Origin of the sequence: Methylobacterium sp. J-067 (genome assembly GCF_022829465.1) — a bacterium.
In the GTDB taxonomy this organism is placed as follows: domain Bacteria; phylum Pseudomonadota; class Alphaproteobacteria; order Rhizobiales; family Beijerinckiaceae; genus Methylobacterium; species Methylobacterium litchii.
Genome location: NZ_JAKSXZ010000146.1, coordinates 456,530 through 474,803, shown reverse-complemented (window position 1 = coordinate 474,803; position 18,274 = coordinate 456,530). Strand labels below are relative to the sequence as shown.

General features: G+C 70.5%; 19 protein-coding genes. 11 read left to right on the top strand and 8 right to left on the bottom strand.

Annotated elements, in window-relative coordinates; translation table 11 throughout:
* Nucleotides 1-107: 107 nt before the first annotated feature.
* Nucleotides 108-1,199, bottom strand: coding sequence for an alkene reductase (locus MKK52_RS25750; RefSeq protein WP_243959362.1), 1,092 nt, complete (start codon nucleotides 1,197-1,199; stop codon nucleotides 108-110).
* A gap of 253 nt (nucleotides 1,200-1,452) precedes the next feature.
* Between MKK52_RS25750 and MKK52_RS25745 the strand changes: the two genes are divergently transcribed.
* Nucleotides 1,453-2,100: a TetR/AcrR family transcriptional regulator gene (locus MKK52_RS25745; protein WP_243959360.1), complete on the top strand. Its 648-nt coding sequence runs from the start codon at nucleotides 1,453-1,455 to the stop codon at nucleotides 2,098-2,100.
* On the opposite strand, the gene MKK52_RS25740 is transcribed toward MKK52_RS25745, so the two are convergent.
* From MKK52_RS25740 to MKK52_RS25710, 7 genes are all read right to left on the bottom strand, one after another.
* Entirely contained in the window at nucleotides 2,060-4,204 is a 2,145-nt protein-coding gene (locus MKK52_RS25740) for a sodium-translocating pyrophosphatase (RefSeq protein ID WP_243959358.1), read from the bottom strand. The two genes, MKK52_RS25745 and MKK52_RS25740, sit on opposite strands and share 41 nt — an antisense overlap.
* A gap of 246 nt (nucleotides 4,205-4,450) precedes the next feature.
* Nucleotides 4,451-5,443 (bottom strand): thiamine-phosphate kinase, encoded by a 993-nt coding sequence (gene thiL, locus MKK52_RS25735; protein ID WP_243959356.1) that lies wholly within the window; start codon nucleotides 5,441-5,443, stop codon nucleotides 4,451-4,453.
* Nucleotides 5,444-5,445: 2 nt separating this feature from the next.
* The gene (nusB, locus tag MKK52_RS25730) at nucleotides 5,446-5,970 is read right to left on the bottom strand and encodes a transcription antitermination factor NusB (protein WP_409564752.1); all 525 of its coding nucleotides are present in this window, start codon (nucleotides 5,968-5,970) and stop codon (nucleotides 5,446-5,448) included.
* An 11-nt stretch (nucleotides 5,971-5,981) separates the two neighbouring features.
* Nucleotides 5,982-6,464, bottom strand: coding sequence for a 6,7-dimethyl-8-ribityllumazine synthase (ribH, locus tag MKK52_RS25725; protein ID WP_243959354.1), 483 nt, complete (start codon nucleotides 6,462-6,464; stop codon nucleotides 5,982-5,984).
* A 72-nt stretch (nucleotides 6,465-6,536) separates the two neighbouring features.
* Nucleotides 6,537-7,100: a carboxymuconolactone decarboxylase family protein gene (locus MKK52_RS25720; protein WP_243959352.1), complete on the bottom strand. Its 564-nt coding sequence runs from the start codon at nucleotides 7,098-7,100 to the stop codon at nucleotides 6,537-6,539.
* A gap of 5 nt (nucleotides 7,101-7,105) precedes the next feature.
* The gene (hisS, locus tag MKK52_RS25715) at nucleotides 7,106-8,641 is read right to left on the bottom strand and encodes a histidine--tRNA ligase (protein ID WP_243959350.1); all 1,536 of its coding nucleotides are present in this window, start codon (nucleotides 8,639-8,641) and stop codon (nucleotides 7,106-7,108) included.
* A 94-nt stretch (nucleotides 8,642-8,735) separates the two neighbouring features.
* Entirely contained in the window at nucleotides 8,736-9,239 is a 504-nt protein-coding gene (locus tag MKK52_RS25710; RefSeq protein WP_243959348.1) for a DUF3429 domain-containing protein, read from the bottom strand.
* Nucleotides 9,240-9,600: 361 nt separating this feature from the next.
* Here MKK52_RS25710 and rho point away from each other — a divergent pair, with 361 nt between their 5' ends.
* From rho to MKK52_RS25660, 10 genes are all read left to right on the top strand, one after another.
* Nucleotides 9,601-10,944, top strand: a complete 1,344-nt coding sequence (gene rho, locus MKK52_RS25705; RefSeq protein WP_243959346.1) for a transcription termination factor Rho — start codon at nucleotides 9,601-9,603, stop codon at nucleotides 10,942-10,944.
* A gap of 102 nt (nucleotides 10,945-11,046) precedes the next feature.
* The gene (locus tag MKK52_RS25700) at nucleotides 11,047-11,670 is read left to right on the top strand and encodes a PAS domain-containing protein (protein ID WP_243959344.1); all 624 of its coding nucleotides are present in this window, start codon (nucleotides 11,047-11,049) and stop codon (nucleotides 11,668-11,670) included.
* Between the two features lie 159 nt (nucleotides 11,671-11,829).
* Nucleotides 11,830-12,441: a Maf family protein gene (locus MKK52_RS25695; protein WP_243959342.1), complete on the top strand. Its 612-nt coding sequence runs from the start codon at nucleotides 11,830-11,832 to the stop codon at nucleotides 12,439-12,441.
* A gap of 18 nt (nucleotides 12,442-12,459) precedes the next feature.
* Entirely contained in the window at nucleotides 12,460-13,422 is a 963-nt protein-coding gene (locus tag MKK52_RS25690; protein WP_243959340.1) for a cation diffusion facilitator family transporter, read from the top strand.
* Nucleotides 13,419-14,249 carry a shikimate dehydrogenase gene (locus MKK52_RS25685; RefSeq protein WP_243959338.1) on the top strand — a complete coding sequence of 277 codons (831 nt, stop codon included), beginning with the start codon at nucleotides 13,419-13,421 and terminating at the stop codon, nucleotides 14,247-14,249. Before MKK52_RS25690 ends, MKK52_RS25685 begins: the two co-directional genes overlap by 4 nt.
* A complete protein-coding gene (coaE, locus tag MKK52_RS25680) occupies nucleotides 14,246-14,875 on the top strand; it encodes a dephospho-CoA kinase (RefSeq protein WP_313898778.1) in 630 nt (209 codons plus the stop codon). Before MKK52_RS25685 ends, coaE begins: the two co-directional genes overlap by 4 nt.
* Before the next feature lie 31 nt (nucleotides 14,876-14,906).
* The gene (gene dnaQ, locus MKK52_RS25675; RefSeq protein ID WP_243959336.1) at nucleotides 14,907-15,626 is read left to right on the top strand and encodes a DNA polymerase III subunit epsilon; all 720 of its coding nucleotides are present in this window, start codon (nucleotides 14,907-14,909) and stop codon (nucleotides 15,624-15,626) included.
* Between the two features lie 92 nt (nucleotides 15,627-15,718).
* Nucleotides 15,719-16,138, top strand: a complete 420-nt coding sequence (locus MKK52_RS25670; RefSeq protein ID WP_243959334.1) for a CopG family transcriptional regulator — start codon at nucleotides 15,719-15,721, stop codon at nucleotides 16,136-16,138.
* A gap of 26 nt (nucleotides 16,139-16,164) precedes the next feature.
* Nucleotides 16,165-17,367 (top strand): alpha/beta hydrolase family esterase, encoded by a 1,203-nt coding sequence (locus tag MKK52_RS25665; protein WP_243959332.1) that lies wholly within the window; start codon nucleotides 16,165-16,167, stop codon nucleotides 17,365-17,367.
* Between the two features lie 22 nt (nucleotides 17,368-17,389).
* Nucleotides 17,390-18,274: a TIGR01459 family HAD-type hydrolase gene (locus MKK52_RS25660; protein WP_243959330.1), complete on the top strand. Its 885-nt coding sequence runs from the start codon at nucleotides 17,390-17,392 to the stop codon at nucleotides 18,272-18,274.

The following is an 18,274-nucleotide window of genomic DNA, read 5'->3' as shown; positions in this document are numbered from 1 at the left end:
GCCTAGGGCACGTCACGGAAAAGTGGAAACAGCCGGTTCCGAATCATCGTGCGGCTGCAAGGGCCTGGGCATGCCGGCCCGGTTCGGGCCGGCATGCGGAAGAGTGCTCAGGCGGCCTTCTGCTCGCCGAGCGTCGGGTAGTCGGTGTAACCCTCCGGCCCCTGCGAGTACCACGTCTGGGCGTTGTCCTTGGTGAGCGGGGCGCCCTTGGCGAACCGCTCCGGCAGGTCCGGGTTGGCAATGAAGGTGCGGCCGTAGGCGATGGCGTCGGCCTCGTTCCGGTCCAGGGCCTCCTGACCGCTCTTGGCGTCGTAATCCGCGTTCAGGATCAGCGGCGCGCGGAACACCTTGCGCATCGCCGGGGCGATCGGCGGGTGGTCGGCCTTGCCGAAGGTGCCCTCGTAGCCGGGCTCGCGCATTTCGAGGAAGGCGATGCCGATCTCGTCCAGCGCCTTGGCGGCGGAGACGAACAGCGGCTCGGGGTTCGAATCGTTCGTCCCCTGGATCGCGCCGTTCGGCGAGAGGCGCACGCCGGTGCGCTCGGCGCCCGCGACCTTCACCACGGCCTGCGTCACTTCGCGGAGCAGGCGGACACGGTTCTCGATGGAGCCGCCGTATTCGTCGGTGCGCAGGTTGGTGCCGTCACGCAGGAATTCGTCGATCAGGTAGCCGTTGGCGGCGTGGATCTGCACGCCGTCGAACCCGGCGGCCAGGGCGTTGGCGGTGGCCTTCTCGTAATCGGAGAGGAGACGCGGGATTTCGGAGACCTCGAGCGCGCGGGCCTGGGAATAGGGCTTCTTGCCCTCGTAGGTGTGGGCGTGGTCCGGCGCGGTGGTGGCCGAGGACGAGACCGGGGGCTTGCCACCGAGGAAGTCCGAATGAACCATCCGGCCCATGTGCCAGATCTGGCAGACGATCTTGCCGCCGTGGTCGTGGACGGCCTTCACCACGGGACGCCACGCATCGACCTGCGCGTCGGACCAGATGCCCGGCGCGAAGGGCCAGCCAAGGCCTTCCTGCGAGATGCCGGTGGCCTCCGTGAGAATCAGCCCGGCGCCCGCGCGCTGCGTGTAGTACTGCGCCATGAGCGGCGTCGGCACGTGCTCGCGGGTGGAGCGGCCACGGGTGAGGGGGGCCATGAAGATCCGGTTCTTGGCCTCGATGGCGCCGATACGGATCGGATCGAACAAGGACGGCATGCTGACTCGTTTCTTCGGGTTGGACGTGGCTCGGAGGACGAGATGGCGCGCCACCCCGGACGTGCCAGGGCAAAGGGCAACGAAGCGCACCCTCGGGCGGGGGATGGCTCGCCGTCTCGCCGGGAATCGATTATTGTAGCGGCTGCTACGAATGCCATATCTGTAATGGCCGCTACAGGTCGTCAAGGCGGCGGGGCGGTTCTGGCCGCAGGATGTGCGGCATGGCACGCCAGGATCGGCATACGGTGAGGAGATGAGCGCGATCATGCCGGCCCGGGGCAAGGGGCGTCCCCGCAGCTTCGACCGGGACAAGGCCCTGCAGAAGGCGTTGGAGGTCTTCTGGACCCGTGGCTACGGCCCGGCGACGGTGGCGGAGCTCTGCGCGGCGATCGGGATCAACCCGCCGAGCCTCTATGCGGCCTTCGGCAACAAGGATGCGCTCTTCCTCGAAGCGCTGCAGCATTACGAGACGACGTACTGGGCCTCCCCGTGGCAGGCCCTCGCGGACGAGGCGGACCTGCGCCGGGGAATGGAGCGCTTCCTGTTCGCGGCGGCGGCGATCCTGTCCTCGCGCGACGTGCCGTGCGGCTGCCTCGTGGTGCAGAATTCCGGCAGCGTGTCGCCGGATTCCGATGAGGTGCGCGACGCCCTCCGGCTGCTCCGGGAAGCGAGCAAGGCGGCGTTCCTGGCGCGGCTCGACCGTGCCTGCGCCGAGGGCGATCTGCCGCCCGACGCGGATGTCGAGGCGCTGGCAGCCACCTTCGCCGCCGTGCTCCAGGGCATGTCGGCTCAGGCGCGGGACGGCGCCCCGCGCGAGGATTTGGAGCGCATCGCCAGGGCGTCCCTGGCGATGCTTCCGGTCACGCGTGCGCCAGCACCGCCAGCAGCAGCAGGGCGATGATGTTGGTGATCTTGATCGCCGGGTTCACGGCGGGGCCGGCGGTGTCCTTGTAGGGGTCGCCGACCGTGTCGCCGGTCACCGCGGCCTTGTGGGCCTCGGAGCCCTTGCCGCCGTGGTGGCCGTCCTCGATGTACTTCTTGGCGTTGTCCCAGGCGCCGCCGCCCGAGGTCATCGAGATCGCGACGTACAGCCCGGTGATGATCACGCCGAGCAGCATCGCGCCGACCGTGGCGAAGGCCTGGGATTTGCCCGCGATCGGCTGGATCACGAAGAACAGCACGATCGGCGATAGCACCGGCAGGAGCGAGGGGACGATCATCTCCTTGATCGCCGCGCGGGTCAGCATGTCCACCGCCCGGCCGTAATCCGGCCGGTCGATGCCCTGCATGATGCCGGGCTTCTCCCGGAACTGGCGGCGGACCTCCTCCACCACCGCCGAGGCCGCGCGGCCCACGGCGGTCATGGCGATGCCCGCGAACAGGAACGGGATCAGCCCGCCGAGCAGCAGCCCGACCACGACATAGGGGTTCGAGAGGGAGAAATCGACGCTCACCCCCTGGAAGAAGCGGTACTGCGTCGGGCTCGCATTGGCGATGAAGTAGTTCAGGTCGGAGGTGTAGGCCGCGAACAGCACCAGGGCGCCGAGGCCGGCCGAGCCGATGGCGTAGCCCTTCGTCACCGCCTTGGTGGTGTTGCCGACCGCGTCCAGCGCGTCGGTGGACTTGCGTACGTCCGAGGGCAGGCCCGCCATCTCGGCGATGCCGCCCGCGTTGTCCGTCACCGGGCCGAAGGCGTCGAGGGCCACGATGAACCCGGCGAGCGCCAGCATGGCCGTGACCGCGATGGCGATGCCGAACAGGCCGGCGAGCGCGTAGGTCGCGATGATGCCGGCCACGATCACGATGGCCGGCAGCGCCGTCGATTCCAGCGAGATCGCCAGACCCTGGATCACGTTGGTGCCGTGGCCGGTCACGGACGCGTCGGCGATGGACTTCACCGGCCGGAAGTTCGTGCCGGTGTAGTACTCGGTGATCACCACGATCAGCGCCGTGATGGCGAGCCCGATCACCGCGCAGCCGAGCAGGCCGCCCGCCGTGAAGGTCACGCCGGTGGAGGTGGTGAAGGCGGTCGAGAACCCGCCGAACATGGCGTAGGTCACGGCGGCGATGGCGACGATGGAGAGCGCGCCTGCCGCGAGGAGGCCCTTGTACAGGGCGCCCATGATCGACTGGTTGGCACCGAGCCGCACCGCATAGGTGCCGGCGATGGAGGTGACGATGCAGGCCGCGCCGATGGCGAGCGGATAGAGCATCATCGGCTCCAGCACCGCCCGGCCGGTGCCGGTGGGGCCGGAGAAGAAGATCGCCGCCAGCACCATCGTGGCGACCACCGTCACCGCGTAGGTCTCGAACAGGTCGGCGGCCATGCCGGCGCAGTCACCCACGTTGTCGCCGACGTTGTCCGCGATGGTGGCGGGATTGCGCGGATCGTCCTCCGGAATCCCCGCCTCGACCTTGCCGACGAGATCGCCGCCGACATCCGCACCCTTGGTGAAGATGCCCCCGCCAAGGCGGGCGAAGATCGAGATCAGCGAGGCGCCGAAGCCCAAAGCCACCAGCGCGTCGATCACCTCGCGGCTCGACGGGTCGAGCCCGGCGCCGCGGGTCAGCACGAGGTAGTAGAGGGCGACCCCGAGGAGTGCGAGGCCCGCGACCAGCATCCCCGTGACGGCGCCCGACTTGAACGCCACGTCGAGGCCGGCGCCCAGCGAGAAGGACGAGGCCTGCGCCGTGCGCACGTTCGCCCGCACCGAGACGTTCATGCCGATGAAGCCGGCCGCTCCCGAGAGGACGGCGCCGATCAGGAAGCCGATGGCGACCTTGAGCCCGAGGAACGCGGCGAGCGCCACGAACAGCACGATCCCGACGATGCCGATGGTGAGGTACTGGCGCTTCAGATAGGCCTGCGCGCCCTCGGCGATCGCCCCCGCGATCTCCTGCATGCGCTGCGTGCCCGCGTCGCGTTTCATCACGTCGGTGATCGTGACGATGCCGTAGGCGATGGCACAGAGCCCGCCTACGATGATCAGAATCAGGGGAAGCATTCGACCGTCCTTGGGTTTCTGGTGCCTGGCTGGGGCTTGTCGTTGACGAGCTCGGCCGTTGAGGCCGCGGGACGAGACGCTCGGATTCGGGGCTTTCCTTCCCAGAACCATGCATTGATTGCCAAACTTCGCCGCAGAGCGCAAACGAGACCTTCGGGTCATCGGTGTTTATGGTGCGATGCGAAATAAATAGCGCTTTGCCGGCGCGTGATCTTCGCAGATGCGACGTCGTTCGACTTGGCGGCGTCAGAAGTGGCTGAAGGATCCGGCCGCGAAGACGTGCCGCGTGCCATCGCGCATGGCGAAGGCGGGCGGTCCCTCTCCCGCGATCACGCTCCCCACGGCCCGCATCGGGATGCCGGTGGCGTCGGCCTCGGCCAGGAAGGCGTCGAGGCGTTCGGGCGGGACGGCGCAGAGGATCTCGTAATCGTCGCCGCCGGTCAGGATCGGCGTGATCAGGCCGGGCTCGGCGGCGAGGGCGGCCGTCGCGGCGGGCGAGAGGGGCAGGGCCTGCACGTCGATGAGGGCCCCGCGCCCGTCCCCCAGCATCTTGGCGAGATCGCCCGCGAACCCGTCCGAGACATCCATCGACGCGCTCGCATGACGGCGCAGGACGGGCGCGAGGGCGAGGCGCGGGCGCGGATGCCAGTAGCGGTCGGCGAGGTGGTCGCGCATCGCGCCGTCGAGGGCGGAGGCCCAGGCGGGTTGCCGCCGGAGGAGGAGCCCGAGGGCACCGTCGCCCAGGGTACCGCTGACGCAGAGCCGGTCGCCGATTCGCGCGGTCGTGCGCCGCACGATCCCGCCCCGGGGCACCTCGCCGAAGACGGTGACGCCGATCAGCGCCGGGCCGCCGGAGCGCACCGTGTCGCCGCCGAGCAGCGGGCAGCCGGCTTCCCGCGCGGCCTCGCCGAGCCCCGCCGTGAAGGCCGCAAGCCACGCCTCCGTCCAGTCGTCGGGCAGGGCCAGCGTCAGGAGGAAGCCGCGCGGCACCGCGCCCTTGGCGGCGATGTCCGACAGGTTCACCCCGAGCGCCTTGCGGGCGATGGAGGCGGGGGGATCGTCGGGGAAGTAGTGGACGCCCGCGACGATGGCGTCGGTCGTCAGGACGAGGTCGCAGCCGGGGGAGGGCGTGAGGGTGGCGGCGTCGTCGCGCATCCCGTCCGCGCCGGGGCCGGCGAGGGGGGCGAAGTAGCGGGCGATCAGCTCGTCCTCTCTCGGGCGCGGCGCCCCCCCATACACGCTCAGCCCCGCTTCGCGCCGGGCTTGTCGGACACTTCGTCGGGCCGCACCTGCCGGGCGAGGCGGTCGAGCACGGCGTTCACGAGGCCGGGCTCGTCGGCGTTGTAGAAGCTGTGCGTGACGTCGACATATTGCGAGATCGCGGCGCGGGCCGGCACGTCGGGCCGGAACATCAGCTCGTAGGCGCCCGCGCGCAGGATGGCGCGCAGCACGGTCTCGATCCGGCGCAGGGGCCAGCCCTGGCTCAGGGCGGCGTCGAGCTGCGGGTCGATGGCGCGCTGCTCGTCCACCACGCCGCGCAGGAGATCGCGGAAGAAGGCGGTCTCGGCGGGGGGGTGGACGATGCCGTCGATCTCCCGGCCGATCCAATGGGCCTCGAACTCGGCCAGCGCGTCGAGGACGCCCTTGCCCGAGATGTCCATGTCGTAGAGCGCCTGCACCACGGCGAGCCGGGCGCCGCTGCGCGGGTTGATCGCGGGGGATTTGCCCTCCTGGACGCCCGCCTGCGCGGTCTGGCCCTCGACCATGCGGTCCTCCGTCATCGCGCCGCCGCCCGCTTGATCGCCAGCACCGCCAGCGCCGCCTCGGCCGCGCCGCCGCCCTTGTCCTGCTCGGAGACGCGTGCGCGGGCCCAGGCCTGCTCCTCGTTCTCGACGGTCAGGATGCCGTTGCCGAGCGGGATATGCCGCTCGACCGACAGGTCCATGAGGGCGCGGGCGCTCTCGCCCGCGACGATGTCGTAATGGCCGGTCTCGCCACGGATCACGCAGCCCAGCGTCACCACCGCGTCGTAGGCTCCGGTCTCGTGGAGGATGGCGACGGCGGCGGGGATCTCCAGGGCGCCGGGCACGGTGACGACATGGGCCTGCGCCCCGGCGGCCTCGATGGCGGCGCGGGCGCCGGCCAGGAGTTCGTCGGCGAGGCCGTCGTAATAGCGGGCTTCGACGACGAGGATGCGGGCTCCGGCGACGCTGGGGTCGGCGGGGCGGCGCGCCGCGTCGGCGCGGGTATGGGCGACCATGGCTCTCGTCCGGCCGGAGGAAGAAGGATGGCGGGGGTTAGACCGAAGCGGCCGCCGCCACAAGCGGGGGCGTCACGGCACCAGCGGCGGCAGCGGGCGCGGGGCGCCCTCCGGCAGGGCCGTGCGGGCGACGTTCATCGTCATGGCGAGGAGCGCGTAGTAGCCGTTGATGCCGGTGAGGTCGATCGCGCCCTGCTCCCCGAACCGGGCGACGAGGGCCGCATAGGTCGGGTCGCTCACCGCGCGGTTGCGCTGCAGTTCGAGGGAGAAGTCGTAGGCCAGGGCCTCGTCCTCGCTCATCGTGGTCGGGCGGCGTCCCTCCGCGAGGGCGGCGGCCGTCTCCGGGGCGACGCCGGCTTTGAGGGCGATGGGGTGGTGGATGTGCCACTCCACCTGCTGGCTCCATTCCCGCGCGACGATCAGGATCGCGAACTCGCTGATCCGCAGGGGCAGGATGCTGTTGTAGCGCAGGTAGAGCCCCATCCGGCTCGCGCACTGCATCATCTCGGGGCTGCGCAGCAGCGGCGTGAACGGCCCGAAGACCGGCACGCCGCGCTCGGCCTGAAACGCGGTGGCGGCCTCCCGCTGCGCGTCGGTGAGGGCCTCGGCCGGGAGCTCCGGCATGCGGTCGGTCATGAGCCTCACCCGTTTACAGCCGAGAAATGCCGCGCCAGCACGGCCCGCACCTCGGCCACCATGTCCATCTCCGCGCAGGAAAACTGCGCCGGGCGGGCGGCCTTCCACTCGGCGTTGCTGGCGATGGTCTCGGCGGCGCGGGCCCCCTCGATCAGGTCCTTGATCTGGACCTCGCCGGCCACGCGCTCGTTGGAGCCCTGGATGATCGCCACCGGCGCCCTGCGGCGGTCGGCGTATTTCATCTGCGCCTTCATGCCGGCGGTGCCGAGGTAGAGCTCGGCCTTGATGCCGTCCGCCCGCAGGAGGGCGACGAGGCGCTGGTAATCGGCCATGTTCTCCCGGTCTAGGACGAGCACCACCACCGGCCCGGGGGCCTCGGTGCCGGCGAGCAGCGGGCTCTTCACGAGTTGCAGGGCCGAGAACAGGCGCGAGACGCCGATCGAGAAGCCGGTCGCCGGCACGGGCTCGGCGCGAAAGCGTCCGACGAGCCCATCATAGCGCCCGCCTCCGGCCACCGAGCCGAAGCGCACCACCTGCCCGTCCTCGTTGGTGACGGGGAAGGTCAGCTCGGCCTCGTAGACCGGGCCGGTGTAATATTCGAGGCCGCGCACCACGCTCGGGTCGGCGCGGATCACGTCGTGGCCGTAGCCCGCCGCGCCGCAGAGGCGCATCATTGCGTGCAACTCCGCGATACCCTCGCGGCCGGTCTCGGACTCGCCCACCGCCGCGTGCCAGCCCTCGAAGAACTTCTCCCAGAACGCCACGCGGTCGGCGCCCTCGCCCGGATCCGCCTGAAGGGAGACGTAGGCGAGGATGCGCTCGGCCGCCGCCTCGTCGAGGCCAGCGCCCTTGGTGAAGTCGCCGCTCTCGTCCTTGCGGCCGCGCCCGAGGAGGTCGCGCACGCCGTCGACGCCGAGGCGGTCGAGCTTGTCGATGGCCCTCAGGACGGTGAGGCGCTGTCCGGCCTTGTCGGCGCCCGCGAGGCCGGCGGCCTCCATCACCCCGTCGAGGACCTTGCGGTTGTTGACCTTCACCACGAACTGCCCGGCTAGCCCGAGGCGGTTCAGGGTGTCGGCCATCAGCATGCAGATCTCGGCGTCGCCCGCCACGGTGGGCGCGCCGACGATGTCCGCGTCGAACTGCATGAACTGGCGGAAGCGGCCCGGCCCCGGCTTCTCGTTGCGGAAGACGTAGCCGTTGCGGAAGCTGCGATAGGGCTTGGGCAGGGAATCGAAGTGCTCGGCCACGAACCGGGCGAGCGGCGCGGTGAGGTCGTAGCGGAGCGACAGCCACGCCTCGTCGTCGTCCTGGAAGGAGAACACGCCGGCATTCGGCCGGTCGAGGTCGGGCAGGAACTTGCCTAGCGCCTCGGTGTATTCGACGAAGGGCGTCTCCAGCGCCTCGAACCCGTAGAGTTCGAAGCTCGTCCGGATCGTCTCCAGCATCCGCGCCTGCGCGGCGATCTCGCCCGCGCGGCGGTCCACGAAGCCGCGGGGCAGGCGGGGCTTCAGGGTGTCGGCCCGGTTTTCGCCCTTCGACATGGCTGTGATTCGTTTCGCTTTTCGCCGCGCCCCGAGGGGGGCTTCTCCCGGCCGGCTCTAGCGCAGGCGGTCGGGAAGCGGCAAGCGCGGCCCGTCAGTAGGGGGCGTGAAGCTTGATCCAGAGCAGCACCGCGAGGCTCACCACGGCGATCGGCATCTGGATCGGGCGCAGGCGGGCATGGGCCAGGGGCACGCTGCCGCTGCGGGCCTCCAGCGGGTCGAGGATGGCCACCAGCGCGTAGCCCAGGATCAGCATGGACAGGCCGAGGACGACCTTGCCCGTCACCACGGTGATGAGGCTCCCGAGGCCGAGCCCGTAGAGGACGAGCATCGTGACCATCTGCGACAGGCGCGGCCCGCCCTCGGTGCGGAAGCTGACGCCCCGGTGCACGCCGGCCAGGAAGCACAGGATCGAGGCCGCGTAGAGCAGCGTCACGAGGATCGCGAGGTAGTCGAGGGGCTCCCCCTGGAGCCACCACGCGGCGGCGGCGCCCGCCGCGATCGGCACCATCGGCCCGAAGCCGAACACGATGTCGAGCCACGGGACCCGGCGCGGTTCATGGGTGACGATGGTGCGGCCGGTGGCGTCGTCGAGCATGGAAAAGGTCTTTCGCAATCCTGTCGCCGGTCGGGGCGAAGGCTCCCGCACGGCCTTCGCTGCGGCGCGGTGAACGGCAGGGGGAACGGGCGCGCGGGGGAGGGGTTCCCGGCGCCGCCGAGGCCTGCAGGCGGGAGCCCCTTGAGCCTGCGGCGAAAACACGGTAAGTAAGCCTTGCCCTCCTCACAAGGTCAGCGCCGTAGCGCGCCGGTGAGCCTTCAGGGTCCTGCCAAGACGGTCCGCCAAAGTCGATGTACGGGCTTCACGCCGCGGTGCGGCCCGCCCTCCGGCGCCTCTCCCCGGGGCGTTTGGCGCGAAACCGACCTCCCTGTCCCGTCCCTTCGTCGGTCTTATACACTCCATGACGCCAGACTCCGACGCCCTCGCCGATCTTGAGACCGTTGAGCCGGCCGAGACTCCCATCGCCGCCCTCGAGGGCATGAGCGAGGTGAAGCTCTCCGAACTCAAGGCCAAGACGCCGACCGAGCTCACCGCCTTCGCCGAGGAGGTCGAGGTCGAGAACGCCTCGACCATGCGCAAGCAGGAGCTGATGTTCGCCATCCTGAAGCAGCTCGCTTCGAAGGATGTCGAGATCATCGGCGCCGGCACCGTCGAGGTGCTGCAGGACGGCTTCGGCTTCCTGCGCTCCAGCGACTCGAACTACCTGCCGGGGCCGGACGACATCTACATCTCGCCGACCCAGATCCGCCGGTTCGGCCTGCGGACCGGCGACACCGTCGAGGGGCCGATCCGCGGCCCGAAGGACGGCGAGCGCTATTTCGCGCTCCTCAAGGTCAATACGATCAATTTCGAGAACCCCGAGAAGATCAAGCACAAGGTCCATTTCGACAACCTGACGCCGCTCTTCCCCACGAAGCGGTTCAAGCTCGAGCTGGACAACCCCACCAAGAAGGACTTCTCGCCCCGCATCATCGACATCGTGGCCCCGATCGGGAAGGGCCAGCGCGCCCTGATCGTGGCGCCGCCGCGCACGGGTAAGACCGTGCTGATGCAGAACATCGCGCAGTCCATCACCCTCAATCACCCCGAGTGCTACCTCATCGTGCTGCTCATCGACGAGCGGCCGGAGGAGGTCACCGACATGCAGCGCTCGGTGAAGGGCGAGGTCATCGCCTCCACCTTCGACGAGCCGGCCACCCGCCACGTGCAGGTCGCCGAGATGGTGATCGAGAAGGCCAAGCGCCTCGTGGAGCATGGCCGCGACGTGGTCATCCTGCTCGATTCGATCACCCGCCTCGGCCGCGCCTACAACACGGTGGTGCCGTCCTCCGGCAAGGTGCTGACCGGCGGTGTCGATGCCAACGCCCTGCAGCGGCCGAAGCGCTTCTTCGGCGCCGCCCGCAACATCGAGGAGGGCGGCTCGCTCTCCATCATCGCCACGGCGCTGATCGATACCGGCTCGCGCATGGACGAGGTGATCTTCGAGGAGTTCAAGGGCACCGGTAACTCGGAGATTATTCTCGATCGGAAGGTCTCCGATAAAAGAATCTTCCCCGCCATCGACATCACCCGGTCGGGCACCCGGAAGGAAGAACTTCTCGTCCCGCCGGATTCTCTTAAGAAGACCTACGTGCTGCGCCGCATCCTCAACCCGATGGGCGTCACTGATGCGATTGAATTCTTGCTGGACAAGCTCCGTCAGACGAAAACGAACACTGACTTCTTCGACTCGATGAACACCTAAGTTTGATGTGGACTTTGGTACGAACGGCTTGTCTAGCGGTTAAGACTCACTAAATGCTTTCCCCGGGCCACAGTTTGTGGGGGGCGATCGATGGGAATGCGGGTGAGCCGTCAGACGGAATCGCCGACGGTCAGTGACGTTGTCGGGCTGTGGCAGGTCGATGCGAGCACCGGACTCGCGACGCTCGACGCGCAGGCGACGGCGATGATGAAGGTCGAGGGCTACAGCCCCGGCCAGCCCGTCCATCTGGAGGAGGTGATGAGCCGCCTCCAGGGGGAGGATCGCGACGTGATGCGCGAGATCCATCTGGACGTGACGCGCAACGGCGGTCCCTTCCTGAGCGAATTCCGGGTCATCGATGCGGCGGGCGACATCCGCTGGATCCAGTGCCGCGGCCAGTACGCGCTCGGCGAGGGCGGCGTGATGACCGGCCGGGGCGTGCTGGTCGACGTCACCGACCTCCATGCCTGGTCGGGGCCGATCCCGAGCCAGAGCGCCGTCCTGACGGTGCGGCAACCGCCGATGGCGGCGCCCACGGTCCCGTCCGATCCGCTGGCGGAGGCGGCCGACCTCGCGGTGCAGCTTCGCACGTCCCTAGGCCGGACGGGCCACGGCGCCCTCCGGCTCGCCGCCGACCTTCTCCTCTGGGAGATCAACACCGCCATCGCCGAGCGGCATGTGATCAGCGACATGCCGGTTCCCGGCCTTTCGCGCCGGTCGCGTTGACATTCGGCTAACCGATTCCTGCCAAGGTCTGCGCAGGGGTCAGGTGGCGTAACGACCCCAGCGACAGCCCCGCTGCCCGGTTCGAATCCGGCGGTGGGGCGCGTCGCACAGCACGGCTCATCCCCTTGCGGCAGCGAAGCGTTCCGTGACACTGGGGCGATGACCTCCCCCTGGCTCGGCTCGGCGCCGCTCCTCCTCGCCTCGACCAGCGCGACACGGCGGCTGCTCCTCGACAGCGCGGCCCTGCCCGTCGAGACAGAATCGCCCGGCGTCGACGAGCGCGCGGTGGAGGTGGCCTCCGCCGGCCTCTCGCCCGTCGAACTCGCGCAGGCGTTGGCCCGCGCCAAGGCCGAGGCGGTCGCCGCCCGCCATCCCGACCGGGTGGTGATCGGCGCCGATCAGGTGCTCGCCCTCGACGGCACGGTGTTCCACAAGCCCGCCGACCTGGATGCCGCACGGGAGCATCTGGCCCGTCTCGCGGGACGCACCCATGCGCTGCATTCCGCCGTCGCCCTGGTGCGGAACGGGCGGACCGATCTCTTCGTCGAGACCGCACGGATGACGATGCGCCCCCTCGCAGCGGAGGCCATCGAGGCCTACCTCGCCTGTGCGGGCGAGGCGCGGGTCCGTGCCAGCGTCGGCGGCTACCAGCTCGAAGGGCCGGGTATCCACCTGTTCGCGCGGGTGGAGGGCGACCACAGCACGGTCCTCGGCTTGCCGCTGATGCCGCTGCTCGCCCGGCTGCGGGACGCCGGCCTGCTGCGCTTCTAGGACGAGGGGGACCGATCCTTGGCAGGACACGACCATTCGCATGGGAGCCATGGCCACGACGGCCATAGCCACGCGGGCCATTCCCATGGAGGCCATTCCCATGCGCCGAAGCATTTCGGCACGGCCTTCGCCCTCGGCATCGCCCTGAACACGGTCTTCGTGGTGGTGGAGGCCGGCTACGGCTACGCCGCCAACGCGATGTCCCTCGTGGCCGATGCGGGCCACAACCTGTCCGACGTGCTCGGCCTCGTCGCGGCCTGGGTCGCCTCGGTGCTGGTGCGCCGCCAGCGGACGGCCCGCTTCACCTACGGGCTGCGGGGCTCCTCGATCCTGGCGGCGCTGTTCAACGCCGTGTTCCTGCTGATCGCCATGGGGGCGGTGATGTGGGAGGCGGTGGTGCGCCTCGTCCACCCGGAGCCCGTGGCGGGGGGGACGGTGATGGTGGTGGCCGCCATCGGCATCCTCGTGAACGGGATCACGGCGTGGCTGTTCGCGAGCGGCGCCAAGGACGACATCAACATAAGGGGCGCCTTCCTGCACATGGCGGCGGACGCGGCGGTCTCGGCCGGCGTGGTGGTGGCGGGCCTCGTCATCTGGATGACCGGCCAAGCCTGGATCGATCCGGCGGTCAGCCTCGTCGTGGCGGGCCTCGTGGTCTGGGCGACCTGGGGACTTCTGCGCGACAGCGTCGCCATGTCCCTGAACGCGGTACCGCCACAGATCTCCCCCGCCGCCGTCGAGGGCTTTCTGCGCGAGCGCCCCGGGGTGTCGGACCTGCACGACCTCCACATCTGGTCGATGAGCACGACGAGCGTCGCGCTCACCGCCCATCTGGTGATGGCGCAGGGGCATCCCGGCAACGGCTTCCTCGTGGAAACCTGCGAGGGCCTGCGCGCGCGGTTCGGCATCGGGCACGCCACCCTTCAGATCGAGGAGGCGGGCGGGCCCGATTGCCGCCTCGCCGGAGCCTGCGCGGCATGATCCGGGCCTTCGTCACCGGGCATCCTATCGCCCATTCGCGCTCGCCGCTGATCCACGGACATTGGCTCGCCGAGCACGGCATCAGCGGTTCCTACGAGCGGATCGACGTGCCGCCGGCCGACTTTCCCGCCTTCCTGCGCGGCCTGCCCGGATCGGGCTTCGCGGGGGGCAACGTCACCATCCCGCACAAGGAAGCCGCCTTCGCGCTGGCCGACACGCTGACGGATCGGGCCCAGCGCATCGGTGCGGTGAACACCCTCGTCGTCGGCGGCGACGGCCGGGTCCACGGCGACAACACCGACGCGCCGGGCTTCTGCGCCCATCTCGACCAGAGCCTCGGCCCCGCATGGCCGCAGCGCGGCGAGGCGGTGATCCTCGGCGCGGGCGGTGCGGCGCGGGCCATCGTGGTCGGCCTCGCGGAGCGCGGCGTCGCCCGCATCCGCGTCGCGAACCGTACGCCGGCCCGGGCCGAGGCGGTCGCCGCCCTCGCGCCGGGCATCGCCCAGCCGCTGGCCTGGGACGACCTGCCAGCCGCGCTGGAGGGGGCGGGGCTCCTCGTGAACACGACCTCGCTCGGCATGAAGGGCCAGCCGGCCCTCGACATCGACCTCGCGCCCCTCCCGGCCGGGGCGGCGGTGGCGGACATCGTCTATGCGCCCCTGGAGACCGACCTCCTCGCCGCCGCACGGCGGCGGGGGCTCGCGGCGGTCGACGGGCTCGGGATGCTGCTGCACCAGGCGGTGCCGGGCTTCGCGGCGTGGTTCGGCACGCGCCCGGAGGTGACGGAGCGCCTGCGCGATCTCATCGTCGCGGATCTCCGGCCGTGAGGGGCAAACCCTTCGTCCTGGGGCTCACCGGCTCCATCGGCATGGGCAAGTCGGCGACCGCCGCCCTGTTCGCCCAGCGCGGCGTGCCGGTCCACGACGCCGACGCGGCGGTCCACACCCTCTACGGGCCGGGCGGGGCGGCGGCTGAGGCCATCGGGCGCGAGTTTCCCGGAACACTCGACGCGCAGGGCGGCGTCGACCGCGCAGCCCTGCGGGAAGCGGTGCTCGGGGACGCAACGCGGCTCAAGCAGCTCGAATCCCTCGTCCATCCGCTGGTGCGGCGGGAATCCGAGGCGTTCCTGGCCCGGCACGCGGGGGCGCCGCTCGTCGTCCTCGACATCCCGCTCCTCTACGAGACCGGCGGGGAGGGGCGCTGCGACGCCGTCGCGGTGGTGAGCGCTCCGGCCGCGATCCAGCGCGAACGCGTCCTCGCCCGCCCCGGCATGACAGAGGCGGCCTTCGCGGCGATCCTCGCCCAGCAGATGCCGGATGAAGAGAAGCGGGGGCGGGCCGATTACGTCATCGACACGGGGAGTGGCTTCCCGGCGGCGGAGGCGGCCGTGGCGCGGATCGTGGCGGACCTGACCGGCTCACCGCCGGTGGCCCCCATACCCGGAAAGGCGTAGGGTCGCCGCCCGACCGGCAGGGCCAGACAGAATGCTGCGCGAGATCGTCCTCGACACCGAGACCACCGGCACCGAAGCCCAGAACGGCGACCGCCTCATCGAGATCGGCGCGGTGGAGCTGTTCAACCACATCCCCACCGGCCGCACCTTCCACTGCTACGTCAACCCGCAGCGGGCGGTCTCCGAGGGCGCCTTCGGGGTACACGGCTTGTCGGACGCGTTCCTCGCCGACAAGCCGGTCTTCGCCAAGATCGTGCCCGACCTCCTCGACTTCCTGGGCGACGCCCGCCTCGTCATCCACAACGCCCCGTTCGACGTCGGCTTCCTCAACATGGAATACGCCCGACTCGGCGCCGAGGCCCCGCCGCCGATCCGGCTGGAGGACGTGGTCGACACCCTGCCCATGGCCCGGCGCAAGCATCCCGGCGCGGCCAACAACCTCGATGCACTCTGCTCCCGCTACGGCATCGACAATTCCCGGCGTACCAAGCACGGGGCGCTCCTCGACGCGCAGATCCTCGCCGAGGTCTATGTCGAGTTGCTCGGGGGCAAGCAGACGAGCCTCGGCCTCCTCGTCACGGAGGCCGCTGCGCCCGCGTCCGCCGACCTGCCCAGTCTCGGAGGGCCCGCCCCGCGCGCCTTCCGCAGCCGCCTCACCGATGCCGAACGCGAGCGCCACGATGCCTTCCGCGTCGGTCTTGGCGCCAACGCGATCTGGTCGGATTACATCGGCGCCGCCGATCCGGCCTGAGCCGCGCCCGTATGCTGCAATGCGGCGGGCTTCTATTGCAATGCGAAATCGACCCTCTATATACCATCCACACGGATGGTAGAGAGTCGGCGATGGCACAGGGCCAGGGGCTGGCCGGCACGCGGGTGCCGGACAGCGAAAAGATCACGATCAACCTCGGCCATGTCGATCTGGGCTATGTGGACCTGCTCGTCGCGGAGGGCGTCTATGCCAACCGCAGCGATTTCATCCGCACGGCGATCCGCAACCAGATCGGGCGCCATTCCGACATCACCAAGCAATCGGTGGAGCGCCGCAGCGTCGAGCTGGGCCTCTGCCGGATCGGGCGGGCCGAACTCGAAGCGGCTCGCGCCGAGGGGCGGATGCTCGACATCCGCGTCCTCGGGCTCGCCATGATCGGGCCCGACGTCACCCCCGAACTCGCCCGCGAGACCATCGGCACGTTGACCGTGCTGGGCAGCCTTCAGGCCAGCCCTGCCGTTCGTGCGGCGCTGGCCGACCGCCTGCGCTGACCGCAACCCGAGACGAGGCGACCCCCATGTCCGACATCTTCGGCAAGTTCGACCCCAAGTCCGGGAAGCGTTCCTCCGGCGATCCCCTCTCCGATCTCGCGGAGGCGACCCGGCTCACCGGCCTCGGCCGGCTGGAGGAGGCGACCGCCCTCATCCAGCGCACCCTCACCGGGCGCAGCGGATCGCAGACCCCGACGCCCCATCGCCACGGCGCCGCCGAGCCGTCGCCCGCCCTGCGCGTCCGCGAGGTGGTGGAGACTGTGGTGCGCGGCATCGCGCCCGTGCTGAAGGGCCTCGGCCACCGCCAGCCCGCCCCGGCCCCGGAGCGGGGCGGCGGCAATGCTGGCGGGCCCGGCGCCTTCCTGCCCCGCAGCCACGCGGTCGCCGCCGGGTCGCGGGACTACAAGCTGTTTGTGCCGAGTAGCCCGCAGGCGCCTGCGCCCCTCGTGGTGATGTTGCACGGCTGCACCCAGAACCCGGACGATTTCGCCGCCGGCACCGGCATGAACGTGCTGGCCGAGCGCCTGGGGCTGTTCGTGGCCTATCCGGCGCAAAGCCGGTCGGCCCATCCGCAGAAATGCTGGAAGTGGTACGATCCGAGCGACCAGAGCCGTGAGAGCGGCGAGCCGGCGATCATCGCGGGCATCACCCGCGCGATCATGGAGGCCTATCCGATCGATCCGGCGCGGGTCTACATCGCGGGCATGTCGGCGGGGGGGGCGGCGGCGCTCAACATCGCCCACGCCTATCCTGACCTCTACGCCGCCGTGGGCGTGCATTCGGGCCTCGCGGCCGGCTGCGCCCGCGACCTCGGCTCGGCGCTGATGGCGATGCAGGTCGGCGCCCCCGGCCTCGGAACCGGGCCGAACTTCGGGGCGCCGGTCGCGAACAAGCGCATCCCCACCATCGTCTTCCATGGCATGGAGGACAACACGGTGAGCGTGCGCAACGCCGACCAGATCCTCGCCCAGGCCGAGGCCGCCGGCCTCACCGCCAGCGCGGAGCGGTTCGAGGGCGCGAGCGACCGCTTCGGCGGTCATCCCTTCACCCGCACCCGCTTCACCGACCGCCAGGGCCGGGTCGTCGTGGAGGATTGGCGTATCCGGGGCGCCGGCCATGCGTGGTCGGGCGGTAAGCCGGAAGGCTCCTACACCGACCCGGAGGGGCCGGATGCCTCGCGGGCGATGCTCGACTTCTTCGCGGAGCACACGCTGGCGAAGTCCCATTGATGCCAACGACCAGGATTGTTTGATGACCGCGCCGATCCCCACCCTCGCCGGCCTGTCCGGGATCGCGGAGGAGCGCGACCTGATCCTCTGCGATGTCTGGGGCGTGCTCCATGACGGCCAGAAGGCGCATGTCGCGGCGGGCGAGGCGCTGATCCGCTTCCGCGCCCTGCCGGGCCCGCGGCGGCGGCGGGTGGTGCTGGTCTCGAACGCCCCGCGTCCGGGGGACGGCGTCGGGCGCATCCTCGACCGGTTCGGCGTCCCGCGCGAGGCCTACGACGCGATCCTCACCTCGGGGGATCTCACCCGCGAGCTGATCGCGGCCCGGCCCGGGGCGCGGATCCGGCATCTCGGGCCCGAGCGCGATCTCGGCGTGTTCAAGGACCTCGATATCGCGCTCGTGCCGGAGGATGAGGCCGACCTCGTCGTCTGCACCGGCCTGTTCGACGACCGCGCCGAGACGGCGGACGATTACCGGGACGAACTCACCCGCCTCGCGACGCGCGGCCTGACGATGATCTGCGCCAACCCCGACCTCGTGGTCGAGAGCGGCAACCGGCTGATCCCCTGCGCCGGCCTGCTCGCCGCCGCCTATGCCGATCTCGGCGGCGAGGTGGTCTATGCGGGCAAGCCGCACCGGCCGGTCTACGAGGCGGCCCTCGCGGTCGCCGCCTCCCTCGACGGCGGCCTGCCCGACGACAAGGGCCGCGTCATCGCCATCGGCGACGCCATCCGCACCGACATCGCCGGGGCGAGCGCCTTCGGCATCGCGAGCCTCCTCGTCGCCCGGGGCATCCACGCGGAGGAACTCGGCGTCACGGCGGACCACCACACCCTCGGCGACATTGCCGAATGGCTTGGCCGGCAGGCGGTGCATCCCGACGCGGTGATCGAGCGGCTGGTCTGGTAG